The sequence below is a fragment of the Thermus albus genome (assembly GCF_022760855.1).
Taxonomy (GTDB): Bacteria; Deinococcota; Deinococci; order Deinococcales; family Thermaceae; genus Thermus; species Thermus albus.
In genome coordinates this window covers 162,851-185,460 of the sequence record NZ_JAKTNR010000002.1, presented here as the reverse complement: position 1 = coordinate 185,460, position 22,610 = coordinate 162,851, and the positions used below count along the sequence as shown (strand labels likewise).

Here is a 22,610-nt window from a genome sequence, read left to right as displayed (position 1 = left end):
CTATACCCAGCGCCGGCGCCTTTTGGGCTCCTCTACCCCTTGCAAGACTGCCTCAAACACGTGGTCCCCCACCTGCTGGGCAATCCTTACGGGTAGCCCTTCCTCCAGCTGGACCAGGGTAAGCCCGGGCCGCAGACGGTAGTGCTGGCGAGGACGCCCCCCCACCTCGAGGTCCGAAAGCCTTTCCACATATACCCTCCCCCCGGGCATGGGAAACCGCGCCACGTCCCCGGGCTCTAGGGCCAAACCGGGCAGGGCCAGGAGGAGGGAAAGGGGGTCATGGTAGGGGGCCACAAAGGGGAAGGCCAGGCTCTCCTTGCCCTGGCTGACCAACACCACCCCTTCCTCCTCCAACCTCTCCACGGTGAAGACCCGGCTCTCCCGTCCTTCCACCCGCTCGGCAAAGTACTGGGAAAAGCCTTCCGCATCCGTTTCCGTTTGCCAGCGCTGGCGGGTCTTGGGCAAGGGCAGGTTCACCTCGGCGGTGAGGGTGGCCTTCACGCCCGCTTCCAGAGGGCGAATCTCCAGCCTGCCCTCCCCCGCCTCCTCCCCGGCGAAGAAGTACCGGTACACGTAGATGGCGGGGCGCTCGGTCATGGCCTTAGCGTACCTTGATGACCAGGGGTGGCCCCGGCACCTCCAAAAGGTAGTCCACGGGGTCGCGGCCCGCCACCCGGATGCGCAACCGGTACACGCCCTTTTGGTCAAACTCCGCCCGTCCCGGGGCGGTGAGGAGGAGCTGGCCGGGAGCCATCCGGGAACCCTCGGGCACCTCGAGGAGGAACACCTCCGCCCGCTCCGTGGGCGGATCGGTGCGGAACTCCATCACGTAACCCTGGGGGGAAGGGGAGGAGGACCGGAGGAGGGAAACCGCCAAACCCAGGAGAAAAAGCCCCCCCAGGAGCCCGAGGAGAAAGAGGCGCCTCCTGGGTTTTGGGGGCTCCACCACGGGGAAAGGAGGTTCCTCGGGCTCCTCTATGCGGATGACCCGGGGGCGGCTTGGGGTCTTGTCCTCAGGAAGCAAAGCCTCCGAGGCCTTAGGGGTAGCCTCCATGTCGTCCGTCCCGGGAACGGGATCCACGCTCAGCAGCTTCCGCCCGGAAGAAGGAGGCCTGATGGGTTCCTCGAGGGGGCGGGCGTCCTGCGCCGTGTCCCCCTGCCCTGGGCTACCCGGAACCTGGGGCGAGGCCTCAGAAAAAAGGACCTCCAGAGGCTCCTTCCCGGCCTCTATCCCCTCCAAAAGCTCCTTAAGGCCAAACTCGGGGTAGCGCTCCCCAGCCAGGGCCCGGGCCAGGGCCACCAGGGCCTTTTCCGGCTCTCCGGAAAGCTCCTTCAGCCCCACCCCAGCCAGCCACACCCGCTTGCCCTTCACCAGGCAGAGTTCCGGGATGGGCGCATGGGACACCCCCTGGGCTTTTAAGGCCACCAAGATCCGGGCCATCCCCCTCAGCCACTGCTCCAGCCGCTCCAGGTCCGCCACCCCCTGGTACTGGCTCAAGGGCACCGCCCCGATGGGCCACTCCAGTACCCAGGCCTCCGGGGTCTCTTCCAAAAGGGGAAGCACCCCCTCCGCCGTTACCGGTACCCCTTGGGCACCCTTTAGCACCATCACCGGCATCCCGGTGCGGGTGTCCTGACCCTCAAAGGCAATGGTGGAAGCGATACGGGCAAGAATGCGCCGCAACCAATAGTTACCCAAAACCTCCATCCCCACAAGTATAGCCACCTTAACCTGCACCCGGCCCTGAACCAAACCGCCCCACCCCAGGGGGCACCCGGACCCCAGGGCCAATGAAGGCCAGCTGGCCCTACGCAAAGTCTTGCCCTTGATGAACCCACCCCTCTTCCAGCTATATAATCTCCCAAAGGTAGGGCCCTTAGGCCGGAAAGGAGCGGGGATGGAGTTCAAGATCACGCTGACCACGGAGGAGATCGTTCGGGGCTTGAAGCATTACCGCCGCATCGCCAAACAGGACGTTCTCCGGGCGCCGGAGACGCCGAACCCGGAGGTCTTCCGCCGCCATGCGGAGGCCCGGCGCGAGGTCTACGCCAAGCTGGCCGAGGTGGCGGAGGCCGAGGGGCCGGAGGCCGTGGTGCAGTACGCCCTGGAGCTCTACAAGTCCCTGCCCTTCGTCACCGGCACCCCGGAGGACCAGCACCCGGAGATCAAGGGCCAGGAGAACGCCCTGGAGAACTTCTTCCTCATGATCGGCCTGGATCCCAAAACCCGACGGGAAGCCCGCAAGGCCCGGAAACCCCTGCAATGAACCTGGAGCTTCTTCAGGCCCAGGCCAAGGCCTGCACCGCCTGCCGCTTGGCGGAAGGCCGCACCCAGGTGGTCTTCGGGGAGGGAAACCCCGACGCCCAGCTCATGATCGTGGGGGAAGGCCCCGGGGAAGAAGAAGACAAGCAGGGCCGCCCCTTCGTGGGGAAGGCGGGGCAGCTTCTCAACCGGATCCTCGAGGCCGCAGGGATCCCCCGGGAAACGGTCTACATCACCAACATCGTGAAGTGCCGCCCCCCGGGTAACCGCACCCCCCTGCCCGACGAGGCCAAGGTCTGCACCGACAAGTGGCTCCTGAAGCAGATTGAGCTCATCGCCCCCCAGATCATCGTCCCCTTGGGGGCCGTGGCGGCGGAGTTTTTCCTGGGGGAGAAGGTCTCCATCACCAAGGTGCGGGGGCAGTGGTTTAGCTGGCACGGCATCCGGGTCTTCCCCATGTTCCACCCCGCCTACCTCCTCCGCAACCCCAGCCGGGCCCCGGGAAGCCCCAAGCACCTCACCTGGCTGGACATCCAGGAGGTGAAGCGGGCTTTGGACGCCCTGCCCCCCAAGGAGCGCCGACAGGTGAAGGCGGTGAGCCAAGAACCCCTCTTTTAGGCCCGGCTCCAAGGGGTGTAGAGGACGGGCAAGGGGCTTACGAAAGGCTCCGCGTAGTCCACGCCCAGGTAGTTGCCGAAGTAGCGGCGCATGGCCTTCCGGGCCTCCACCCCCTTAGGGCCCACGGTTTCGCTCGCCGCCTCCCCGGAAAACTGGCTCCTGTAGGCCAGCACCGCCTGCTCCCACTGGTCTATGAAGGCGGATATCTTCACCAGGAAGCTGGGGGCGAAGGGATGGTTCCCCGGGTAGAAGAAAAGCCGTTCCACCCGGTGGGGCTCGCCTTCTACCGGGGCCTTCCCCAAGCCCGCCAGGTGCACCGCCGCCACCGCCAAGCGGCTTGCCGCCGTGTGGTCGGGGTGGCGGTCGGCCTCGAGGGGGGCGAACACAATGCGGGGCCTAAGCCGCCTCAGGGCCTCGGCCAGCTTAAGGCGCTGCTCGGGTACGTCCAGAAGCCCCCCGTCGGGCAACCCCAGGTTGCCCCTAAAGTCCAAGCCCAGGATGCGGCTGGCCTCATCCACCTCTTTCGCCCTTTCCTCCGGGGTGCCTTTGGAGCCCATCTCCCCGCGGGTGAGGTCCAGAATCCCGGTGCTCAGACCCTCCGCCTTGGCCCGGGCCAGGGTGCCGCCACACCCCAGCTCCCCATCGTCGGGATGAGGAGCCAGGACCAGAAGGTCAAGCACGGCCTCCCTCCTTCTCCCCAAGGCGCCTTTCCGTACCCGCCTGCAGGCGCTTTAGATTCTCCCGGTGGGTCCAGAAGATGAGAAGGGCCATGAGGGCCACGGTGGCCACCTCCCAAAAGGGGCGGGCCAAGGCCAGGGCCAGGACCGTGGCCGCCACCCCCCCGGTCATGCTCCCCGCCGACACGTAACGGGTAAGGAGCATCACCGTGATCCCTATGGGAAACGTCCAAAATGCCAAGACAGGGTCCAGAAAGAGCAGGGTGCCAAAGCTGGTGGCCACCCCCTTCCCTCCCTTAAACCCCAGGAAGAGGGAGTAGTTGTGGCCCAACACCGCCGCCAAGGCCACCCCGCCCAAAAGCGGGCCCTCTATTCCCACCGCCCGGGCGATGAGCACGGCAAGCCCCCCCTTGAAGACGTCAAAAAGGGCCACCACCAAGGCCGGCCCCGGTCCCAAAACCCTAAGGACATTGGTGGCCCCTATGTTCCTCGAGCCCACCTTGCGGATATCCACCCGGTAGGTGCGGGCCACCAAAACCCCTGCCGGGATGGACCCAAAGAGATAGGCCAGCAAAAGGACCAAAAGCCCCGACACCATAGGGAAGATTCTAACTGCTAGCCGAGGTGTAGCTCCTTAAGGCCACACGAAAGAAAGCCCGGGACAAGAGGAACAAAAAGGAGGCCAGACCCCAGGCCCAGAGGGAAACCGCCCCCCGCCCCAAGGCCACCTCCGCCGGCACGGTGGTGAGGAAGGCCACCGGCACCACGAAGGTAAAAAAGACCCGGTATAAAGCCGGGTAGGCCCCCACGGGGAAACGTCCCGCCTCCAGAAGCCCCCGCAAAACCTCGGTGACGTTGTAGATCTTCACGAACCAGATGCTGGTGGTGGCCAGCAAGAACCACAGGCTATAGAGCATCACGGCCCCCAGAAACCAGTACCCGGCGAAGGCCAGGTAGCCCAAGCCCCCTAGCCCCAGGCGCACCCCCGCATATACAAGAAGGCCCATCCCCAGGAGGAAATCCCCCAAGCCCCAAGGGGAAAACACCCGAAAGGAAAGCCAAAACTGGGGGTCCAGGGGCTTTAAGAGCACGAAGTCCAAGGTGCCTTGTTGCACGTGTTCCACGATCTTGTTGAGGTTGGGGGCCAAGAGGGTGCTCCCCAGGCCCTGAAGGAGGGTAAAGGCCGCCAAGACCAAAAGGGCCTCCTCCCAGGACCAGCCCCCGGGCCGGTACCCCCCTTGGTAGAGGAGAAAGAGACCGAAAAGGGCCCCAAGAAGGGTGAGGGCTGAGGAAAGGAGGCCCAGGAGGAAGTTCAGGCGGTACTCCATCTCCGCCGCCAGGCTCAGGCGCAGGAAGAGGAGGAAAACCCTCAGGTAACGCACTTCCCCATTACACCACGGGTAGACTTAAGGGGTGTCAAGGACGCCTGTGGTTCTGGCCCAGGACCTCACCAAGTACTACCGGGTGGCCCTGAAGGAGGAAAGCCTCCTGGCCACCTTCCGCCACTTCCTTTTCCGCCAGTACCGCACGGTGCAGGCGGTGGAAGGGGTGAGCTTCCGCATAGACCGAGGGGAGGTGGTGGGCTTCCTGGGGCCCAATGGCGCCGGCAAGACCACCACCTTGAAGATGCTCACCGGCCTCATCCACCCCACCCGGGGCCAGGCCGTGGTGGCGGGGCACGTACCCTGGCGGCGGGAAAAGGCCTTCCTGAAGAAGATCACCTTGGTGATGGGCAACAAGCAACAGCTCATCTGGGACCTCCCCGCCTTGGACACCTTCCGCCTCAACGCCGCCATCTACGAGATCCCCGAGGAGGAGTTCAAAAAAAGGGTCCAGGAGCTTTCCGAGATGCTTTCCCTCACCGAAAAGCTACACCAGCCGGTGCGCAAGCTCTCCTTAGGGGAAAGGATGAAGGCCGAGCTCCTGGCGGCCCTTCTCCACCGCCCGGAGGTCCTCTTCCTGGACGAGCCCACCTTGGGCCTGGACGTAAACGCCCAGGTGGCGGTGCGGGAGTTCATCCGGGAGTACAACCGGCGCTACGGGGCCACGGTCCTCCTCACCAGCCACTACATGGCGGATATCGCCGCTTTGGCGGAAAGGGTCTTGGTGATCCATCAAGGAAAGCTCCTCTACGATGGCGCCTTGGAAGGGCTCTTGGAGCGCTTTGCCCCCTACCGGGAGGTGGGGCTCGTCCTGGCCCAGCCCCTGCCCAAGGAGGCCCTCCTTCCCTTCGGGGAGGTGAGGGTCCTCGAGGGCCTAAAAGCCCGCCTTTTAGTTCCCCGGGAACGGCTCACGGAAAGGGTGGCGGAGATCCTCAAAAGGCTTCCCGTGGAGGACCTGGAGGTGCGGGAGCCCCCGCTGGAGGAGGTCATCGCCCGGGTTTTCCAAAGCCCGGCCCTGGCGGGGGAGGCATGAAGAAAGCCAAGACCCTCCTTGCCGTCTACCTGGCCTACATGCTGGAGTACCGGGCCGAGCTTTTCCTCTGGGCCTTGGCGGGGGCCTTGCCCTTAATCCTCCTTGGGGTCTGGACGGAGGCGGCCAAGGGTGGGGATTTCCCCCTAAGCCCCGGGGAGTTTGCCCGGTACTTCCTCATGGTCTTCCTGGTGCGCCAGGCCACGGTGGTCTGGGTGGTGTGGGAGTTTGAGCGGGATGTGGTGGAGGGCCGGCTTTCCTTCCGGCTCCTAAGGCCCCTGGACCCCTTTTTTGAGCACCTGGCGGCCCACGTGGCCGAGCGCCTGGCCCGGCTTCCCTTCGTGGTCCTCCTCACCCTCCTCTTCTTCTACATCTTCCCCGAGGCCCGCTTTCTGCCGGAGGCGGGCCCCTTTCTCTTAGGCCTCCTCTTCACCCTCCTGGCCTTTTTGCTCCGCTACCTGATGCAGTACACCACCGCCATGCTCACCTTCTTCACCGAGCGGGCGGTTTCCGTGGAGGAGGTCTTCTTCCTCCTCTACCTCTTCCTTTCCGGGACCATCGCCCCCCTCGAGGTCTTCCCCGAACCCCTAAGGACCCTGGCCCTCCTCACCCCTTTCCCCTACCTGGTCTACCTGCCCGCAGCCCTTCTGGCCGGGCAGGAGGTGGACCTCTTCCCGGGGGTCTGGGTCATGCTCTTCTGGGGTGGAGCCCTCCTTCTCCTTTGGCGGCTCCTTTGGCGGCTCGGGCTTAGGCACTACTCGGGCCAAGGGGCATAATGGAGGCATGGCCACCCGCTACCGCTTCCGCGTGGAGGAGTTTGAGCGGGCCTTCCGGGACGTGCCCCGGGTGGAGCTCCTTAGGGGAGAAGTGTACCAGATGAGCCCTATTGGACCTAAGCATTTCCTTGCGGTGATGCGCCTGGATCACAGCCTGAAGGAGGCCCTCCAAGGCAAGGCCTTGGTGGCAGTCCAGTCACCCCTACACCTTTCCCAAGACTCCGAACCCGAACCCGACCTTATGGTGCTCCAACCTCCCTGGGAACGCTACAAGGGTAGGCTCCCCGAACCCCACGATGTCCTCCTCTTGATAGAGGTAGCAGACACCTCCTTGGAGTTTGACCGGGAGGTGAAGCTTCCCCTTTACGCCGAGGCCGGGATCCCCGAGGTCTGGCTGGTGAACCTCAAGGAGGACCTCCTGGAGGTTTACCGGGAACCCAAGGAGGGGCGCTACCGCTTGATCCGCCTTCTCTCCCCTTCCGAGGCCGTAAGCCCCTTGGCCTTCCCCGAGATTAGCCTGCCTTGGGCGCCGTCTCCTTGAGGCTCGGGTAAAGGAGGGCGTAGGCGTAGCCATCGGTGAGGGCCTTTAGGGAGGCCTCGAGGATGTTCTCGCTGGCTCCCACGGTGCCGAAGCGCTCCTCCCCCCGCTTCATCTCCACCATCACCCGCACCCCGGAGTTGGTGCCCGACTCCTGGCCGGCGAGGATGCGCACCTTGTAGTCGGTGAGCTCCACATCGGCAAGCTCCGGGTAAAACTGGAGCACGGCCTTGCGGAAGGCCCTATCCAGGGCGGAAACCGGCCCCGAGGGGCTTTCCGCGGCGGTGTGCTGGAGGCTTTCCCCCACCCTCACCCGCACCGTGGCCTCGGCCCAAGCGGTGTCCAGGCCGCTTCCATGAACGAATACGGAAAACCCCTCCACGCTGAAGGGCAGGCTCCCGCCCTTCAGGCGGTGGGCCAGGAGGTAAAAGCTGGCCTCCGCCCCCTCAAAGGCATAGCCCTCGTACTCCAGGGCCTTGACCTCGTCCAGTAGGCGCTTGGCCTCCTCCTTGGAAAGGTCCACCCCCAGCTCCTGGAGCTTGACCAGGAGGTTGGACCGGCCCGAGACGTCAGAAACCAAGAACCGGCGGCTATTCCCCACCCACTCGGGAGGGATGTGCTCGTAGGTGCGGGGATTTTTCAAGACCGCGGAGACATGGACCCCCGCCTTGTGGGCGAAGGCGGACTCCCCCACGTAGGGGGCGCGGCGGTTGGGGGACTGGTTGGCCCTCTCGTCCACGAAGTGGGAGAGTTCCTTAAGCCCCTTCAGCCTTTCCGGAGGAATGGCGGGAACGCCGTACTTGAAGACCAGGGTGGGGAGGAAGCTGGTCAGGTTCAGGTTGCCGCACCGCTCCCCATACCCGTTGATGGTGCCCTGGGCGTGGGTGGCCCCGGCCCGCACCGCCGCCAGAGCGTTGGCCACCGCCAGCTCGGCGTCGTTGTGGGGATGGATGCCGATCCTCAGGCCAGGAAAGCGCTCCACCACCACCTTGGTAATGGCGTAGACCTCCTCCGGCAAGGTCCCCCCGTTGGTGTCGCAAAGGACCAGGGTGTCCGCACCCCCTTGGGCCGCGGCCTCCAGGGTGGCCAGGGCATAACCCGGGTCCTCCTTGTACCCGTCAAAGAAGTGCTCGGCGTCGTAGACCACGCGCCTTCCCCGCCGGGCCAAGTAGGCCACGGTGTCCTGGATCATGCGCAGGTTCTCCTCGAGGGTGGTCTCCAAGGCCTCCAAAACGTGCAGGGTCCAGCTCTTGCCAAAGAGGACCACCACCGGGGTCTCCGCCTGCAAAAGGGCCAGGACCGAAGGGTCCTCCTCCGGCAAAAGCCCCTTGCGCCTCGTGGCCCCAAAGGCCGCAAGCCTCGTCTCCCCCAGGTCCACTCCCTTCATGCGGGTAAAGAACTCCGCGTCCTTGGGGTTGGACCCGGGCCACCCCCCCTCGATCAGGTGCACCCCGAAGGCGGAAAGGCGCTTGGCGATGGCCACCTTGTCGTCCACGGAAAGGCTGATGCCCTCCCCTTGCGTTCCATCCCGTAGGGTGGTGTCTAGGATCTCCACCATCTCCTCACCCCTGGAAGCCCCCCTTGGCCAAGCCCGGCAAGGGTGGCCCTACACACCCCGCTGGACCTCCTCAATGGAGGGCGGGTGCCGGGTGGCCCGGCCGCTGGCCAGCTTGCCGGCGGCATCCAGAAAGGCCAAGGCGCTGGCCTCAATGATGTCCGGGGATACCCCCACCCCCACTGCCTGAAGCTCCCCCAGGCGAAGCCTTACCGTCACCTGGCCCAGGGCCTCGGTGGAGCCGGTGATGGCCTCCACCCGGTAAAGCTCCAGCTCGGGCCTAAGGCCGATGGCCTCCTGGATGGCCTTGTACACGGCATCCACCGGCCCATCCCCGGTCTGGGTGGCCAGGCGTTCGCCATCCGGGGTCTTCACCCTCACCGTGGCCGTGGGCAGGAGGCCGGAGCCGGAGAAGAACTGCACGTGTTCCAGGGTGAAGAAGTGGGAGGCCGGCTCCCGCTCGCTTTCCACCAGGGCCTGAAGCTCCTCGGCCGACAAGGGCCCCTTCTTCTCGGCGATCTCCTTGAAGCGGGAGAAGAGCACCCGGAGCTGGTCCTCGGGGAGGTCCTTGTAGCCCAGGTCCTCGAGGGCCTTCTTGAAGGCCGCCCGGCCCGAGTGCTTGCCCAGCACGATTACCGCCGGGCGCCTGCCGATGAGCTCCGCGTCCATGATCTCGTAGGTGGAGCGGTGCTTCAACACCCCATCCTGGTGGATCCCCGACTCGTGGGCGAAGGCGTTGTCCCCCACGATGGCCTTGTTGGGGGGCACGGGCATGCCGGTGTACCGTTCCACCAGCCGGGAAACCCGGTAGATCTCCCGGGTGTTGATCTGGGTCTTGGCCTTGTACCAGTCCCGACGCACATAGAGGGCCATGACCACCTCCTCCAAGGCGGTGTTGCCCGCCCGCTCCCCAATGCCGTTGATGGTGCACTCCACCTGGCCCGCCCCGTTCTCTATGCCCGCCAGGGCGTTGGCGGTGGCCAGGCCCAGGTCGTCGTGGGTGTGGGTGGAGATGATCACCTCCCGGCCCCGCACCACCTCGTCCCGGATGCGGCGGATCAGGGCCCCGTACTCATTGGGTGTACCGTAGCCGGTGGTGTCGGGAATGTTGATGGTGGTGGCCCCAGCCTCAATGGCCACCTCGTAGAGGCGCTTCACGAACTCCCACTCCGCCCGCATCACGTCTTGGGCGGAAAACTCCACGTCGTCCACGTACCTTCTGGCATAGCGGACCATCTGGTCCGCCATCTCCAGGACCTCCTCCTCGGTTTTCTTCAGCATGTACTGGAGATGGACCTTGGAGGCCGAGGTGAAGACGTGGATGCGGGGCTTTTCCGCCTTCTCCAAGGCCTTGGCCGCCTGGTCAATGTCCAGGGTGTGGGTGCGGGCCAAGGCGGCGATGATGGGCCCCTTGACCTCGGCGGCGATCCGGCTTACCGCCTCCAACTCCAAAGGCCCGGATACGGGGAAGCCCGCCTCAATGATGTCCACGTTGAGCCGGGCCAAGGCGTGGGCGATCTCCAGCTTCTGGTCCAGGGAAAGGGCTACCCCTGGGCTCTGCTCCCCATCCCTCAGCGTGGTGTCAAAGATCCGGATGTGCCGTTCCATCTTCTCCCCCCCAAAAACGCACCAGGCCCCCCAGGTGGGGGGCCTTTGGAACCCACCTAGCCTACCTCTTCCAATACCCTTGCCCGCAGGAAGGGCATCATGGCCCGAAGCCTTGCCCCCACCTCCTCAATGGGGTGCTCCTTCCAGCGCTTGCGGTTGGCCTCCAGGACCGGCTGGCCCACCTGGTTCTCCAGCATCCACTCCCGGGCAAACTCCCCGGCCTGGATCTGGCGGAGGATCTCCCGCATGCGCCTTTTGGTCTCCTCCACCGGCACCGCCACCTCCCCCCGGGTGTAGTCCCCGTATTCGGCGGTGTTGGAGATGGAGTAGCGCATGCCGGCAAAACCCGCCTCGTAGATGAGGTCCACGATGAGCTTCACCTCGTGCACGGTCTCAAAGTAGGCCATCTCCGGCGGATACCCGGCCTCCACCAGGGTTTCAAACCCCGCCTGGATCAGCCGGGTAAGCCCCCCGCAGAGCACCGCCTGCTCCCCAAAGAGGTCGGTTTCCGTTTCGTCCTTGAAGGTGGTGGGGATGACCCCGGCCCGGGCCGACCCGATGGCCTTGGCGTAGGCCAAGGCCGTGGGAAAAGCGGAGCCCGAGGCGTCCTGGTGCACGGCCACCAGGGCTGGCACCCCGCTTCCCTTGGTGTACTCGCTCCGCACCAGGTGGCCGGGACCCTTGGGGGCCACCATCCAGACGTCCAGGTCCCGCCTGGGCTTGATCTGGCCGAAGTGGATGTTGAAGCCGTGGGCGAAGGCCAGGCTGGCCCCCTCCTTCAGGTGGGGCTCAACCTCTTCCCGGTAGACCCGGCCCTGGGTCTCGTCGGGAAGCAGGACCATGACGATGTCCGCCTCCTTTACCGCCTCGGCCACAGGGAGGACCCTAAGCCCCATGGCCTCCGCCTTGGCGGCGCTACGGGAGCCGGGCCTAAGCCCCACCCGCACGTCCACCCCCGAGTCCTTGAGGTTCAGGGCGTGGGCGTGCCCCTGGGAGCCGAAGCCCAGTACCGCCACCTTCTTGCCTTGGATGAAGCCTAGGTCCGCATCGTGTTCGTAGTAGATCTTCATACCGCCTCCCGCTTTTCCCTGACCTTAAGGGTGCGCTCCCCTCGGCTCATGGCCACCGCCCCGGTGCGCATGACCTCGAGGATCCCATAAGGCCTAAGGGCCTCAAGGAAAGAGTCTATCTTCTTGGAGTCCCCGGTGAGCTCCAGGATCAGGCTCTTCTGGGCCACGTCCACCACCCGGGCTCGGAAGGCCTCCTGGATGTCCTTCACCGCCAATCGCTCCTCCACCCCCGCCACGTGCACCTTGACCAAGGCCAGCTCCCGCTCCACGTGGGGCTCGGAGTGGTCGGTAACCTTCAGCACCTCAATCAGTCGGTTAAGTTGCTTTTCCACCTGCTCCAGGGTGTGATCGTCCCCCGAGACCACCAGGCTGATGCGGGAAAGGCCCGGCACATGGGTGGTGCCCACCGCCAGGCTCTCCAGGTTGAAGCCCCGCCGGGCGAAAAGCCCCGTGATGCGGTTCAACACCCGGGGGTGGTCCTGCACCAAGACCGAGATCACGTGCCTCACGCCTCCACCTCCTCCCGCTCCTCCGGGTGCTCGAGGATCATGTCCTCCGCCGCCCCGCCCGCGGGAATCATGGGGAAGACCCCCTCCTCGTGGTAGACCTTAAACTCCGCCACCACGGGGCCATCCGCGGAAAGGACCGCCTCCACCCCCTTCATGAGGTCCTCCTTGCGCTCCACCCTCACCCCCTTGATGCCGTAGGCCTCCGCCAGGCGGGCGAAGTCGGGGTTGGAGTCCGCCAGGTACACCTCCGAGTAGCGCTTGGCGTGGAAAAGATCCTGCCACTGCCGCACCATGCCCAGGTAGCCGTTATTGAGGATCACCACCTTCACGTCCAGACCGTACTTCACCACCGTGGCCAGCTCCTGCAGGGTCATCTGGAAGGAACCGTCCCCGTCAAAGTCAATGACCAGCTCCTCGGGACGGGCCACCTTGGCCCCGATGGCAAAGGGCAAACCCACGCCCATGGTGCCCAGGCCCCCGCTGGTGATGAAGCTTCTGGGCCGGGTAACCGGGAAGTACTGGGCGGCGAACATCTGGTGCTGCCCCACCCCCGTGGTCACAATGGCGTGCCCGCCCGTGGCCTCGGCAAAGGCCCGGATCACCTCCGGAGCCTGCAGGTGGGGCCTGGGCTTCCAGCGCAAAGGGTAACGGGTGCGCCAATCCTCCAGCTCCCGCCACCAGGAGGCCAGCCTCAAGGGCTTGGCCCCTTTCAGCATCTCCCGAAGGACCAGGCGGGCATCCCCCACGATGGGCACGTGGGTGCGCACCAGCTTGCCGATCTCCGCGGGGTCAATGTCCACGTGGATGACGGTGTGGGCGTGGGGGGCGAAGCGGGAAACCTTCCCCGTGACCCGGTCGTCAAAGCGCAGGCCGATGGCCAGGATGAGGTCGGCGTGGTGGATGGCCCGGTTGGCGGCCACGGTGCCGTGCATCCCGGGCATGCCCAGCCAAAGGGGGTGATGGCCAGGGAAGGCCCCCAGGCCCATGAGGGTGGTGATCACCGGGATTCCCGTTTTCTCCGCAAAGGCCAGAAGCTCCCCGTGGGCGTGCTGGGCACCGCCCCCCACCATGAGGATGGGCTTCTCCGCCTTCTCCAGGGCCTCCAAGGCCCGCTCTATTTGCTTGGGGTGGCCCTTGGTGGTGGGCTTGTAGCCGGGAAGGTCCAGTTCCACCTCAAAGGTGCCGGTGAACTCCGAAAGCTGCACGTCCTTGGGCAGGTCAATGAGCACCGGCCCTGGCCTCCCCGTGGAGGCGATGTGGAAGGCTTCCCGCACCACCCGGGGAATATCGTTTACATCCTGCACCAGGTAGTTGTGCTTGGTGATGGGCATGGTAACCCCGGTGACGTCCGCCTCCTGGAAGGCATCGCTGCCGATCAGGGCCCGGGGCACGTTCCCGGTGATGGCCACCACCGGGGTGGAGTCCATATAGGCATCCGCCAGACCCGTGACCAGGTTCAAGGCCCCGGGGCCGCTGGTGGTCATCACCACCCCCACCCGGCCCGAAGCCCGGGCATAGGCGGTGGCGGCATGCACACCCCCCTGCTCGTGCCGCACCAGGATGTGACGGATGGGACTGTCATAGAGGGCATCGTAGACCGGCATGATGGCCCCGCCTGGGTGGCCGAAGATGACCTCCACCCCTTCCCGCTCCAGCGCCTTTAAAAGTGCCTCCGATCCCTTCATCTCCCCCTCCTAAACCAAAACCCCCCGGTTCTCCGGGGGGTTTTGGATGCGCCCTAAACCGCTACACCCTACCCCCCACCGGTCCTACGATTAGGACTAGGCCTAGGGATAGGGCGAGGCCGAAGCGCATCTTGTGGCCCATGCTAGCCTAGCTCCCCCAGGATGTCAAGGGTCCTTTTCGCAAGAGGAACCTGGCTCAAGCAGGCGAAGGGCCACGGGGATGGCCTCAGACACCGCCTCGAGGCAGGTGCGGATGGCCTTGGGGCTGCCCGGTAGGCTCACGATCAGGGCCTCCCCCCGCACCCCGGCCACCTGGCGGGAGAGGATGGCCAAGGGCGTCTCCCGTAAGGAGGCCAAGCGCATGGCCTCGCCGAAGCCGGGGAGGGGCTTCTCCAAAAGGGGCAAGAGGGCCTCCGGGGTCACATCCCGGGGAGCAGGACCGGTGCCCCCCGTGGTGAGCACCAGCCGGCACCCCATGCCTAAAAGCTCCAGCACCGCTTCCCGTATGGCCTCCACCTCGTCGGGCACCAGCCGGGGCACCACCTCCGCCTCCGGCCAGCGCTCCCGGACAAAGGCCGCCACCGCCGGGCCGGAGCGGTCCTCGTAAACCCCCTGGCTTGCCCGGTCGGAAACCGTAAGCACCCCTACCCGCACCCTCATGCCCCTAGCTTAAGCCCCTGGGATGGGGACCAGCCGGCCCCTCTTCCCCTGAAGGTCCGGTGGGGGTTGGGAACGCACCCCACCCCCTCTACCGCCTCTTTCGCCACCAGGGCGGAGGTGGGGTCTTCTCGCCTCCCTCTCCCCTGCTCCCCAAGGCCAGGCTCCCCTTACAAGCCCAGAAGTGGCCCACCTAGCCCTGCCCCCTTGACCCCTCCCCTAGGCGGCCTGCCATGGCCAAAAGGGCCACCTCCGCGTGCCTGCGGCCATTTTCAATGAAGACCGAGCGGGTATCGGGGCCAAAGGCCGCAGAACCGATGGCGAAAAGCCCCTTACGGGAGGTTTCCCACTCCGGTGAGAGCCAGGGCTTCTCCCCTTGGTAGCGCACCCCCGCTTCCCGCAAAAGCCGGTCCTCCGCCCGGTAGCCGATCTGGACCAGAACGAAGTCCGCTTCCAAAAACCCCTCCCCTTGGGGCCCTTCCAGATGGAGGCCCTCCGGGGTGATGGCCTTGACCCGGGTTTCCATCACCGCCCTTATGCTTCCCTCCTTCACCCGGTTCTCAAAATCGGGGAGGAGCCAATACTTCACGCTGGGGCGCACCCACTTCCCCCGGTGCACCAAGGCCACCTCCGCCCCACCCCGAAAGAGGTCCAGGGCGGCCTCCACCGCGGAGTTGCTTCCCCCCACCACCGCCACCCGCCGCCGGAAAAAGGGCGCCGCCTCCTCGTAGCGGTGGAGGACGTGGGGCAGGTCCTCCCCCGGCACCCCCAGGCGGTTGGGGTTGCCGAAGTACCCCGTGGCCACCACCACATAGCGGCTTTGCAAAACCCTCTCCCTCAGCCGGTCCCGGGCCCGGACGCGGAAGGCCCCCTCCTCCCCCTCAATGGCCGTAACCTCGGTGTAGGTGAGAACGTTCAGCCCTTCCCTTTCCGCCACCTTCTGGTAGTAGAGGAGGGCCTCGAGGCGGGTAGGCTTGGGCCCTTGGGAGACCAGGGGGTGGCCGCCGATCTCAATGTTCCTGGCCTCGGAAAAGAAAACCATCTGCCGGGGAAAGCGGTAGATGGTCTCGGCCACGGTCCCCCTCTCCAGGACCAGGTGGGATAGACCCAGGCGCTTGGCCATGAGGGCCGCCGCCAAGCCCACCGGACCGGCACCCACGATGAGCACATCCACCATGCCCCCTAGTCTACGCCGCCATGTAAACTCCTTCCCATGGACTGGCTCACCAACCCTGAGGTCTGGGTAGCCCTGGTGACCCTTACGGTGTTGGAGGTGGTCCTGGGCATAGACAACGTGATCTTCATCAGCATCCTGGCCTCCAAACTGCCCAAAGAACAGCAGGACCGGGCCCGGGTCATGGGCCTTTCCCTGGCCGCCCTTACCCGCATCCTGTTCCTCCTTTCCATCGCCTGGATCATGGCCTTAAAAAAGCCCCTCTTCGCCCTCCTGGGCCACGAGGTCACGGGCAAGGACCTGGTCCTGATAGCGGGAGGGCTCTTCCTCATCTACAAAGCCGTGAAGGAGATCCACGAAAAGCTCGAGGGCGAGCCCGGCCAGGCCATAAAAAGGGTGGCCCCCTCCTTCGCCTCCGTCATTGGCCAAGTGCTCCTCTTGGACATCGTCTTTTCCATAGATTCCGTCATCACCGCCGTGGGCCTCACCCGCTTCGTGCCGGTGATGGTGGCCGCCATCCTGCTCTCCGTGGCCATCATGCTCCTGGCTTCCAAGGGCATCTACGCTTTCGTCAACCGGCACCCCACGGTGAAGATGCTGGCCCTTTCCTTTCTCCTCCTGGTGGGCTTCACCCTGGTGGCCGAGGGCACGGGGGTGCACATCCCCAAGGGCTACGTCTACTTCGCCATGGGCTTCGCCGTGCTGGTGGAGTGGCTGAACCTCCGGGCCGGGCTCCGGGGCCAACCCGTTAGGCTACGCCAGCCCTATGAAGAGGAATAGAATCGGGCTGGAGGTGGCGTATGGAATACCGGCTTGAGCAGGACACCATGGGCGAGGTAAGGGTGCCGGCGGACCGTTACTGGGGGGCGCAAACCCAACGTTCACTGGAGCACTTCCGTATAGGAGCCTGGCGCTTCCCCATGCCCCTGGAGGTCATCCGCGCTTACGGAATGCTGAAAAAGGCGGCGGCCAGAGCCAACCTGGAGCTGGGAGAGCTCCCCGAGGAAATCGCAAAGGCCATCATCCAGGCGGCGGAAGAGGTCATCGCCGGAAAGCTGGACGACCACTTTCCCTTGGTGGTCTTCCAAACGGGTAGCGGCACCCAGACCAACATGAACGTGAACGAGGTCATCGCCAACCGGGCCTCGGAGCTTCTGGGGAAGCCCCTGGGTTCCAAGTACGTGCACCCCAACGACCACGTGAACCGGGGCCAAAGCAGCAACGACACCTTCCCCACCGCCATGTACGTGGCCACGGCCCTAGCCCTCCACCAGAGGCTGTACCCGGCGGCGGAGGCCCTGGTCCAGACCTTTGCGGAGAAGGCCCGGGCCTTTGACGGAATCGTGAAGATAGGGCGCACCCACCTCATGGATGCCGTCCCCATCACCCTAGGGCAGGAGGTGGGGAGCTGGGCCGCCCAGCTCAGGAACACCCTGGCCATGGTGAAGGAAGCGGAAAAAGGCCTCTACAACCTGGCCATCGGGGGCACGGCGGTGGGCACGGGTCTAAACGCCCATCCCCAGTTTGGGGAACGGGTGGCCCAGTACCTGGCCGAGGAAACCGGGCTTCCCTTTAGGGTGGCGGAAAACCGCTTCAGCGCCCTGGCCGCCCACGACGAACTGGTGCAGGTGATGGGGTCCTTACGCACCCTGGCCGGGGCCCTGATGAAAATCGGCAACGATATCCGCTGGCTGGCCTCGGGGCCTTACGGGGGCATCGGGGAGATCTTCATACCCGCCAACGAGCCCGGCTCCTCCATCATGCCCGGCAAGGTGAACCCCACCCAGGTGGAGGCCCTCACCATGGTGGTGGTGCGGGTCTTTGGCAACGACCACGCCGTGGCCTTCGCTGGGAGCCAGGGCAACTTCCAGCTCAACGTCTACAAACCGGTGATGGTGGACGCCACCATCGAGTCCATCAAGCTCCTGGCGGACGCCATGGAGTCCTTCAACGAGCACCTGGCCACGGGCATAGAACCCAACCTGGAAAGGATTGAGGAGCACCTGCAGAAAAACCCCATGCTGGCCACCGCCTTGAACAAGGCCATCGGTTACGACAAGGCGGCGGAGATCGTGAAGAAGGCCATCAAGGAGAAGAAGACCCTCAAGCAGGCGGCTTTGGAGCTGGGCTACCTCACGGAGGAGGAGTTTGACCGCATCGTGGTGCCCCTAAGGCTGGCCAAGCCCCACGAGGAGTAGCAATGTGAGAAAGCCCACCCCCCGAAAGGGGGCGGGCCTTTTATAGTGAAGCGGGAGGTGCTGTATGCCGTATCCGTTCAAACTGCCGGAACTGGGTTACCCCTACGAGGCCCTCGAGCCCCACATCGACGCCAAGACCATGGAGATCCACCACCAGAAGCACCATGGGGCCTATGTCAACAACCTCAACGCCGCCTTGGAAAAATACCCCTACCTGCAGGGGGTTGAAGTGGAGGTGCTCCTCCGCCACCTGGCGGCCCTGCCCGCAGACATCCAGACCGCGGTGCGCAACAACGGGGGCGGGCACCTGAACCATAGCCTCTTCTGGGAGCTCCTCACCCCCGGGGGGGCCACGGAACCCGTAGGGGAGCTTAAGAAGGCCATTGAGGAGCAGTTTGGCGGTTTCGCCGCCCTAAAGGAGAAGCTCACCCAGGCGGCCATGGCCCGCTTCGGCTCCGGCTGGGCCTGGCTGGTAAAGGACCCCTTTGGGAAACTCCACGTGCTTTCCACCCCCAACCAGGACAACCCCGTGATGGAGGGCTTCACCCCCATCGTGGGCATTGACGTGTGGGAGCACGCCTACTACCTCAAGTACCAAAACCGCCGGGCCGACTACCTCCAGGCCATCTGGAACGTGCTGAACTGGGACAAGGCGGAGGCCTTCTTCCAGAAGGGCTAAACCCACCTCCATGCCCCCCACCCCGGCGGCCGGGGTGGGGGGTTACCCTGGGGGCCTAGGCCGAAACGTTCCCCCAAGCAGGGCGGCCAGGGTCCGCTCCAGGGCCTTCAGGGCCAGGGGGATCCTCCATGCCCCCTTGCCCCGCACCCCTGCGGGGTTGGAGATGGCCCGCATTTCCACTCCCGGGATGCCCAAGGCCAGGCAGACCCGGGCAAAGGCGGCTCCCTCCATGCTTTCCACCTGGGCTCCCCAACGCGCGGCAAGGGCCTCCGCCTCCACCAGGCTTTCGGAAACCCGGTCCTGGGTGAGGCCCACCACCACCTCCAGGCCCAGGGCCCGGGCCAGGCCCTCCGTAAGCCCTTTATCCAGGGGGAAACGGTTGTAGTAGGCCTCCTCCCCCACCTCCAGGGCGGGAAAACCCATGGGTTCTAAGCCCTCCCGGGTGCCCAGGTCCGCCTCCACCTCCTCCCCCACCAGGACCAGATCCCCAGGGAGAAGCCCCGAGCCCGGATAGGCCCCCGCGATGCCAAAGAGCAGGGCCTTCCCCACGGGGTTACGGCTGGCCCAGGAGGCCAGGGTCAGGGCGGTGTTCACCTTGCCGATGCCGGTTTCCAGGTGGACAAACCCTTCCCCTTTTAGCCCCCTTCTTCCCAAAAAGGTGAAGGGCTCTCCCCGAAGAAAGGAGGCCTCGAGGGCCGTGGGGGAAAGGAGAAGCCACATCACTCCACCACCTTGAACCCCAAGGCCTCCGCCCGCTCCACGAAGAACTGGATGTTCTCCGCCTTCACCTCTCCCCCGAGGCTTTTCCGGTCAAAGGCCTCCTCCGCCGCCAGGATCATGGTCTCCGCTAAGCAGGCGGGCACCTGGTCGGGGGCGCCGAAGTGGAGGTCCAAGGTGGCCCGGGCCCGCCCAGGAAGCCGCACCACCCCCCCAGGGATGACCCTTACCCCTGGCACCCCCCTCACCGAGGGGTGCACATCGGGGGGCACTCCCTCGTCGTAGATCCAGGCCCCCGGCTTCACGTGCTCAGGGTAGATGACGGGGTTGGGGTCGCTGGTGGCGGTGAAGACCAGGTCCGCTTCCCTAATGGCCGCCACGTCGGTGGTCACCTCCATCTCGGGGGCCTGCCCTTTGCGCTCCAGGTTCTTGCGCAGGCTCTCCGCCGCCTTCTCTAGCCTTTCCCTATCCCTGCCCACCAGGATGATCCGCCCCACCAGGGGAGCGATCTGCCGGGCGATGCCGAAGGCCACCACCCCGTTGGCCCCCACCACCGCCGCCGTGGCCTTTTTAAGGTCCTTCCCGCTTTGGGCAAAGTGGGCCAGGATATTGGGGATGGCGGCCTTCACGGTGCCGGCGGTGTAGGCCCCGCCGTTGGTCACCTCTATGTCCGGGACCGCCTCTTGCACCTCCCTCCCCTTATCCCCCACCACGCTCCAGAAGGCCCCCAGGCCCACCACCGTGGCCCCAAGCTCCTTGGCCAACCGGGCCCCTTGGATGGCCCGCCAGAGGGCCAGTTCCGGCTTGGCCTTGATCTGGTGGGGCAAAAGGGGTGCGGAAATGAGGTGGCAAAGGACCTCCCGGCCATCCGCCGTCCTGACTCCCCGGACCTCCCCCACCTTCATGGGGCGGAAAAACTCCGCGATGCGCTCTATCCAGGCCTGCTTCAAAAGCCCCAGGCGCACCAAGGGCCGGGCCCAGCGGAAACGGGGGCTTTGCCAAAAGTCCTCCACCGTGAGGGGGTGGATGAGGAAGGCGCAGACCACCTGCCTTTCCGAAGGCAAGGGCAAGGGGCTTCCCAGCCTGGGCTCGGTTCCCTCCAGGATACGGCCCAGGTTCTCCTTGTAGCGCCAAAGGGCAAGGAGGAAAAGGAGGCCGGAAAGAGCCTTAGCCCAAGGGCCAAATCCCGCCCAAAAGGCCACCCCCAAAAGCCCCAGGGGAATCCCCAAGGCCCCCAAGGAGGCGTAGCCCGTGAGGGCGTAGAGGGTTAGCCCCAAGGCTAAGGGCACCAGGCCCCAGGCGGGCTCCAGGGGAAGCCCCGCCAAGACCCCAAGGAGCACCCCCGCCCCCTTGGCCCGAAGGGGCCAGGGGTCGCGGAAGAAAAGGGGGTAAAGGTGGCCTAGGTAGACGGCAAGCCCTAGGGTTAGAAGGCCCTCGAGGCCAAGCCCCAAGGCCCTCCCGAAGGCCAGGGGCAGGTAGCCCTTGGCAAAGTCCAGAAGGAAGGTCCAAAGGACGAAGCCCAGCCCAAGCCGCCTCACGGCGGTTTCCAGCCCCAGGGTGTAGGGGCTTGCCGTGCGCAGGTCCACCCCCCGCCGCCGGGCCAGCCAGTGGCCTAGGGGCATAGCGCCCACCGCATAGGCCAGGGGCACGAGAAGGAGCATCATCGCAGGTAGTTTAGCCCGGCCACGGCCCCACCGGTGAGGAGAAGCACGATGACCCCTGCCGCCACCACCCCCAAGGAGATGGCCAGAAGGGCGTAGCGCCGCTTAAGGCCCAAGACCACCGCCAGCACGGCCCCGCTCCAGGCCCCGGTTCCCGGAAGGGGCACGGCCACAAAGAGGAAAAGGCCCAAGGCCCCCAGGCGTTGCACCTGTTCCTCCCCCTTAAGGCGCACCCGCCTTTCCAAGGCCTCCCAGGCCCGGGCCAAAAGGGGCAGGCGGGTTAAGATCCCCACCGCCCAGGGCAGGAGGAGAAGGGCCACCGGGGCCACCAGAAGGTTGCCCAAAAGGGCGAGGAGGAAGGCCTCGCTAGGGGAAAGGCCCAAGGCCACGCCCAGGGGAATGGCTCCCCTCAGTTCCACCACCGGCAGGGCGGCCACCAACACCACGTACAGCTCAGGGGGCATGGCACCAAGAGGGAAACCCACCTCCCCTCTTCCCAAGACGGGGTACCAGGAGGTGGGCCACGGTCAAAGGGCCTTAACCCCGCGCAGCCTTGGCCTTCTCCACCAGCTGGGCGAAGGCCTGGGGCTCCCGCACCGCCAAATCCGCCAGGGACTTGCGGTCCAGCTCCACCCCCGCCTTCTTCAGGCCGTGGATAAAGCTGGAGTAGTTCAGGCCATGCTGGCGACAGGCGGCGTTGATGCGCACGATCCAAAGCTTGCGGAAGTCCCGCTTCTTGCGCTTGCGGTGGGCGTAGGCGTAGTTGCCTGCGGCGAAGAGGGTTTCCCGGGCCTTGCGGACGCTCTTGGAGCGCAGGCCCCAGTAGCCCTTGGCCAGCTTCAGAATCTTCTTGTGCTTCCTGCGGCGGACAACACCGGTTTTAGCGCGCGGCATCCTCTACCTCCTACTCGTAGGGCAACAGGAGCTTGATCCGCTCCGCCTCAGCCTGGGCCAAAGCAAACTTCCGCCCCTTTTGGCGAATGGCCTTGCCCGACTTGTGCCAGTTGAGGTGCCGCTTGCCCGTCTTCATGGCCACCACCTTGCCCGAAGCGGTCACCTTTACCCGCTTCTTGGCGCCCTTGTGGGTCTTCATCTTCGGCATGCTTTCCTCCCCTTTGGGAAGCGCCCCGGACCGGGGACTTTCAGGCTCCCCAAAGCCCTCACACTATACCAGAGGCGGGTGAAAAGGTCCAGACAGGAGGCCGCTTTAGGCGGAGACCTTGGCTGGGGCCAGGAGCATGTTCATGTCCCGGCCTAAGAGCTCGGGCTTCATCTCCACCACCGCCAGGCCCTTTAGGTCCTCGGCCACCCGTTCCAGAAGCCTTTCGCCCAGTTCGGGATGGCTCATCTCCCGCCCCCGGAACATGATGGTAACCTTGACCTTGTGGCCTTCGGCCAGGAAACGCTTGATATGGTTCAGCTTGGTCTGATAATCGTGGTCGTCAATCTTGACCCGGAACTTGATGGACTTGACCTCGGTGCGCTTGGCCTTTTTCCGGGCCTCCTTCTCCGCCACCTGCTGCTCGTAGCGCCACTTGGAGTAGTCCATGATGCGGGCCACAGGGGGATCCGCGGTGGGACCCACCAAAACCAGGTCCAGGTCCTGCTCCTGGGCCAGGCGCAAGGCCTCCCGGGTGTCCATGATGCCCAACTGTTGCCCATCGGCCCCAATGACCCTAAGCTGCCGGGCGCGGATGCGTTCGTTAACCAGATACTCCTTTATCTACACCACCTCCTAGCCCGCGAGGCCTTTCCTTCAGCTTGCGGGCTAAGGGGAGTGTAGCAGGAAAACCACCGCCACTACAATGGGGGC

At 65.3% G+C, this 22,610-nt stretch carries 26 protein-coding genes; 8 read left to right on the top strand and 18 right to left on the bottom strand.

Translation table 11 applies throughout. The features are described 5' to 3' along the window. Both L0D18_RS02870 and L0D18_RS02865 read right to left on the bottom strand, forming a co-directional pair. Complete coding sequence (locus tag L0D18_RS02870) at positions 1-597, bottom strand: hypothetical protein (protein WP_243027261.1); 597 nt, start codon at positions 595-597, stop codon at positions 1-3. A gap of 4 nt (positions 598-601) precedes the next feature. After that, entirely contained in the window at positions 602-1,708 is a 1,107-nt protein-coding gene (locus tag L0D18_RS02865; RefSeq protein WP_243027260.1) for a hypothetical protein, read from the bottom strand. 190 nt (positions 1,709-1,898) lie between these two features. On the opposite strand from L0D18_RS02865, the gene L0D18_RS02860 reads away from it, so the two are divergent. Further along, positions 1,899-2,267: a hypothetical protein gene (locus tag L0D18_RS02860; protein WP_014515903.1), complete on the top strand. Its 369-nt coding sequence runs from the start codon at positions 1,899-1,901 to the stop codon at positions 2,265-2,267. Next, positions 2,264-2,881, top strand: coding sequence for a uracil-DNA glycosylase (locus L0D18_RS02855; RefSeq protein WP_243027259.1), 618 nt, complete (start codon positions 2,264-2,266; stop codon positions 2,879-2,881). Before L0D18_RS02860 ends, L0D18_RS02855 begins: the two co-directional genes overlap by 4 nt. Here the strand turns inward: L0D18_RS02855 and bshB1 are convergent. Genes bshB1 through L0D18_RS02840 form a run of 3 tightly spaced genes read right to left on the bottom strand, consistent with a single transcriptional unit; the run spans position 2,878 to position 4,940 of the window. Continuing rightward, positions 2,878-3,561 (bottom strand): bacillithiol biosynthesis deacetylase BshB1, encoded by a 684-nt coding sequence (gene bshB1, locus L0D18_RS02850; protein WP_243027258.1) that lies wholly within the window; start codon positions 3,559-3,561, stop codon positions 2,878-2,880. The two genes, L0D18_RS02855 and bshB1, sit on opposite strands and share 4 nt — an antisense overlap. Further along, on the bottom strand, positions 3,554-4,156 hold the full coding sequence (gene plsY, locus L0D18_RS02845) for a glycerol-3-phosphate 1-O-acyltransferase PlsY (RefSeq protein WP_243027257.1): 603 nt from the start codon (positions 4,154-4,156) through the stop codon (positions 3,554-3,556). Before plsY ends, bshB1 begins: the two co-directional genes overlap by 8 nt. A gap of 10 nt (positions 4,157-4,166) precedes the next feature. Further along, the gene (locus L0D18_RS02840) at positions 4,167-4,940 is read right to left on the bottom strand and encodes an ABC transporter permease (RefSeq protein ID WP_243027256.1); all 774 of its coding nucleotides are present in this window, start codon (positions 4,938-4,940) and stop codon (positions 4,167-4,169) included. Positions 4,941-4,971: 31 nt separating this feature from the next. Between L0D18_RS02840 and L0D18_RS02835 the strand changes: the two genes are divergently transcribed. The 3 genes from L0D18_RS02835 to L0D18_RS02825 are packed head-to-tail and all read left to right on the top strand — an operon-like array spanning position 4,972 to position 7,287. After that, complete coding sequence (locus L0D18_RS02835; RefSeq protein ID WP_243027255.1) at positions 4,972-5,973, top strand: ABC transporter ATP-binding protein; 1,002 nt, start codon at positions 4,972-4,974, stop codon at positions 5,971-5,973. Continuing rightward, complete coding sequence (locus tag L0D18_RS02830; RefSeq protein ID WP_243027254.1) at positions 5,970-6,746, top strand: ABC transporter permease; 777 nt, start codon at positions 5,970-5,972, stop codon at positions 6,744-6,746. Before L0D18_RS02835 ends, L0D18_RS02830 begins: the two co-directional genes overlap by 4 nt. A 7-nt stretch (positions 6,747-6,753) precedes the next feature. Continuing rightward, positions 6,754-7,287 carry a Uma2 family endonuclease gene (locus tag L0D18_RS02825; RefSeq protein ID WP_243027253.1) on the top strand — a complete coding sequence of 178 codons (534 nt, stop codon included), beginning with the start codon at positions 6,754-6,756 and terminating at the stop codon, positions 7,285-7,287. On the opposite strand, the gene cimA is transcribed toward L0D18_RS02825, so the two are convergent. From cimA to L0D18_RS02790, 7 genes are all read right to left on the bottom strand, one after another. Continuing rightward, a complete protein-coding gene (gene cimA, locus L0D18_RS02820; protein WP_243027252.1) occupies positions 7,259-8,842 on the bottom strand; it encodes a citramalate synthase in 1,584 nt (527 codons plus the stop codon). The genes L0D18_RS02825 and cimA overlap by 29 nt on opposite strands. Positions 8,843-8,890: 48 nt before the next feature. Further along, positions 8,891-10,447 carry a 2-isopropylmalate synthase gene (locus L0D18_RS02815; protein ID WP_243027251.1) on the bottom strand — a complete coding sequence of 519 codons (1,557 nt, stop codon included), beginning with the start codon at positions 10,445-10,447 and terminating at the stop codon, positions 8,891-8,893. A gap of 56 nt (positions 10,448-10,503) precedes the next feature. Continuing rightward, on the bottom strand, positions 10,504-11,517 hold the full coding sequence (gene ilvC / locus L0D18_RS02810) for a ketol-acid reductoisomerase (RefSeq protein WP_243027250.1): 1,014 nt from the start codon (positions 11,515-11,517) through the stop codon (positions 10,504-10,506). Continuing rightward, the gene (gene ilvN / locus L0D18_RS02805) at positions 11,514-12,026 is read right to left on the bottom strand and encodes an acetolactate synthase small subunit (RefSeq protein ID WP_114312588.1); all 513 of its coding nucleotides are present in this window, start codon (positions 12,024-12,026) and stop codon (positions 11,514-11,516) included. Before ilvN ends, ilvC begins: the two co-directional genes overlap by 4 nt. Next, positions 12,023-13,711 carry a biosynthetic-type acetolactate synthase large subunit gene (gene ilvB / locus L0D18_RS02800; RefSeq protein WP_243027249.1) on the bottom strand — a complete coding sequence of 563 codons (1,689 nt, stop codon included), beginning with the start codon at positions 13,709-13,711 and terminating at the stop codon, positions 12,023-12,025. The genes ilvN and ilvB overlap by 4 nt, the downstream gene beginning before the upstream one ends. A 165-nt stretch (positions 13,712-13,876) precedes the next feature. Next, complete coding sequence (gene mog, locus L0D18_RS02795) at positions 13,877-14,371, bottom strand: molybdopterin adenylyltransferase (protein ID WP_243027248.1); 495 nt, start codon at positions 14,369-14,371, stop codon at positions 13,877-13,879. Between the two features lie 190 nt (positions 14,372-14,561). Further along, positions 14,562-15,545, bottom strand: a complete 984-nt coding sequence (locus tag L0D18_RS02790; RefSeq protein ID WP_243027247.1) for a YpdA family putative bacillithiol disulfide reductase — start codon at positions 15,543-15,545, stop codon at positions 14,562-14,564. A gap of 36 nt (positions 15,546-15,581) precedes the next feature. On the opposite strand from L0D18_RS02790, the gene L0D18_RS02785 reads away from it, so the two are divergent. The 3 genes from L0D18_RS02785 to L0D18_RS02775 all read left to right on the top strand — a co-directional run bounded on the left by L0D18_RS02785 (position 15,582) and on the right by L0D18_RS02775 (position 18,419). Then, positions 15,582-16,322, top strand: a complete 741-nt coding sequence (locus L0D18_RS02785) for a TerC family protein (protein ID WP_243027246.1) — start codon at positions 15,582-15,584, stop codon at positions 16,320-16,322. Between the two features lie 20 nt (positions 16,323-16,342). After that, positions 16,343-17,740 carry a class II fumarate hydratase gene (fumC, locus tag L0D18_RS02780; protein ID WP_243027245.1) on the top strand — a complete coding sequence of 466 codons (1,398 nt, stop codon included), beginning with the start codon at positions 16,343-16,345 and terminating at the stop codon, positions 17,738-17,740. 64 nt (positions 17,741-17,804) lie between these two features. Further along, positions 17,805-18,419, top strand: a complete 615-nt coding sequence (locus tag L0D18_RS02775) for a superoxide dismutase (RefSeq protein ID WP_243027243.1) — start codon at positions 17,805-17,807, stop codon at positions 18,417-18,419. Between the two features lie 42 nt (positions 18,420-18,461). On the opposite strand, the gene mqnB is transcribed toward L0D18_RS02775, so the two are convergent. The 6 genes from mqnB to infC all read right to left on the bottom strand — a co-directional run bounded on the left by mqnB (position 18,462) and on the right by infC (position 22,520). Beyond that, positions 18,462-19,139 (bottom strand): futalosine hydrolase, encoded by a 678-nt coding sequence (gene mqnB / locus L0D18_RS02770; RefSeq protein WP_243027241.1) that lies wholly within the window; start codon positions 19,137-19,139, stop codon positions 18,462-18,464. Continuing rightward, positions 19,139-20,800, bottom strand: a complete 1,662-nt coding sequence (locus tag L0D18_RS02765; protein ID WP_243027240.1) for a glycerol-3-phosphate acyltransferase — start codon at positions 20,798-20,800, stop codon at positions 19,139-19,141. Before L0D18_RS02765 ends, mqnB begins: the two co-directional genes overlap by 1 nt. Further along, the gene (locus tag L0D18_RS02760; RefSeq protein ID WP_243027238.1) at positions 20,797-21,261 is read right to left on the bottom strand and encodes a COG2426 family protein; all 465 of its coding nucleotides are present in this window, start codon (positions 21,259-21,261) and stop codon (positions 20,797-20,799) included. The genes L0D18_RS02765 and L0D18_RS02760 overlap by 4 nt, the downstream gene beginning before the upstream one ends. A gap of 73 nt (positions 21,262-21,334) precedes the next feature. Next, positions 21,335-21,691 (bottom strand): 50S ribosomal protein L20, encoded by a 357-nt coding sequence (rplT, locus tag L0D18_RS02755; RefSeq protein WP_243027236.1) that lies wholly within the window; start codon positions 21,689-21,691, stop codon positions 21,335-21,337. Between the two features lie 10 nt (positions 21,692-21,701). Further along, positions 21,702-21,899, bottom strand: coding sequence for a 50S ribosomal protein L35 (gene rpmI, locus L0D18_RS02750; protein WP_243027235.1), 198 nt, complete (start codon positions 21,897-21,899; stop codon positions 21,702-21,704). A gap of 105 nt (positions 21,900-22,004) precedes the next feature. Continuing rightward, the gene (infC, locus tag L0D18_RS02745) at positions 22,005-22,520 is read right to left on the bottom strand and encodes a translation initiation factor IF-3 (protein WP_243027429.1); all 516 of its coding nucleotides are present in this window, start codon (positions 22,518-22,520) and stop codon (positions 22,005-22,007) included. Positions 22,521-22,610 lie beyond the last annotated feature (90 nt).

Bases quoted from the DNA above. Each gene is read 5' to 3' on its own strand.
- L0D18_RS02865 (WP_243027260.1), bottom strand. From the start codon at position 1,708: ATGGAGGTTTTGGGTAACTATTGGTTGCGGCGCATTCTTGCCCGTATC.
- L0D18_RS02815 (WP_243027251.1), bottom strand. From the start codon at position 10,447: ATGGAACGGCACATCCGGATCTTTGACACCACGCTGAGGGATGGGGAG.
- plsY (WP_243027257.1), bottom strand. From the start codon at position 4,156: ATGGTGTCGGGGCTTTTGGTCCTTTTGCTGGCCTATCTCTTTGGGTCC.
- L0D18_RS02830 (WP_243027254.1), top strand. From the start codon at position 5,970: ATGAAGAAAGCCAAGACCCTCCTTGCCGTCTACCTGGCCTACATGCTG.
- L0D18_RS02860 (WP_014515903.1), top strand. From the start codon at position 1,899: ATGGAGTTCAAGATCACGCTGACCACGGAGGAGATCGTTCGGGGCTTG.
- L0D18_RS02790 (WP_243027247.1), bottom strand. From the start codon at position 15,545: ATGGTGGATGTGCTCATCGTGGGTGCCGGTCCGGTGGGCTTGGCGGCG.
- L0D18_RS02825 (WP_243027253.1), top strand. From the start codon at position 6,754: ATGGCCACCCGCTACCGCTTCCGCGTGGAGGAGTTTGAGCGGGCCTTC.
- mog (WP_243027248.1), bottom strand. From the start codon at position 14,371: ATGAGGGTGCGGGTAGGGGTGCTTACGGTTTCCGACCGGGCAAGCCAG.
- L0D18_RS02870 (WP_243027261.1), bottom strand. From the start codon at position 597: ATGACCGAGCGCCCCGCCATCTACGTGTACCGGTACTTCTTCGCCGGG.
- L0D18_RS02765 (WP_243027240.1), bottom strand. From the start codon at position 20,800: ATGATGCTCCTTCTCGTGCCCCTGGCCTATGCGGTGGGCGCTATGCCC.
- ilvB (WP_243027249.1), bottom strand. From the start codon at position 13,711: ATGAAGGGATCGGAGGCACTTTTAAAGGCGCTGGAGCGGGAAGGGGTG.
- L0D18_RS02775 (WP_243027243.1), top strand. From the start codon at position 17,805: ATGCCGTATCCGTTCAAACTGCCGGAACTGGGTTACCCCTACGAGGCC.
- fumC (WP_243027245.1), top strand. From the start codon at position 16,343: ATGGAATACCGGCTTGAGCAGGACACCATGGGCGAGGTAAGGGTGCCG.
- mqnB (WP_243027241.1), bottom strand. From the start codon at position 19,139: ATGTGGCTTCTCCTTTCCCCCACGGCCCTCGAGGCCTCCTTTCTTCGG.
- ilvC (WP_243027250.1), bottom strand. From the start codon at position 11,517: ATGAAGATCTACTACGAACACGATGCGGACCTAGGCTTCATCCAAGGC.
- L0D18_RS02855 (WP_243027259.1), top strand. From the start codon at position 2,264: ATGAACCTGGAGCTTCTTCAGGCCCAGGCCAAGGCCTGCACCGCCTGC.
- rplT (WP_243027236.1), bottom strand. From the start codon at position 21,691: ATGCCGCGCGCTAAAACCGGTGTTGTCCGCCGCAGGAAGCACAAGAAG.
- rpmI (WP_243027235.1), bottom strand. From the start codon at position 21,899: ATGCCGAAGATGAAGACCCACAAGGGCGCCAAGAAGCGGGTAAAGGTG.
- cimA (WP_243027252.1), bottom strand. From the start codon at position 8,842: ATGGTGGAGATCCTAGACACCACCCTACGGGATGGAACGCAAGGGGAG.
- L0D18_RS02785 (WP_243027246.1), top strand. From the start codon at position 15,582: ATGGACTGGCTCACCAACCCTGAGGTCTGGGTAGCCCTGGTGACCCTT.
- L0D18_RS02760 (WP_243027238.1), bottom strand. From the start codon at position 21,261: ATGCCCCCTGAGCTGTACGTGGTGTTGGTGGCCGCCCTGCCGGTGGTG.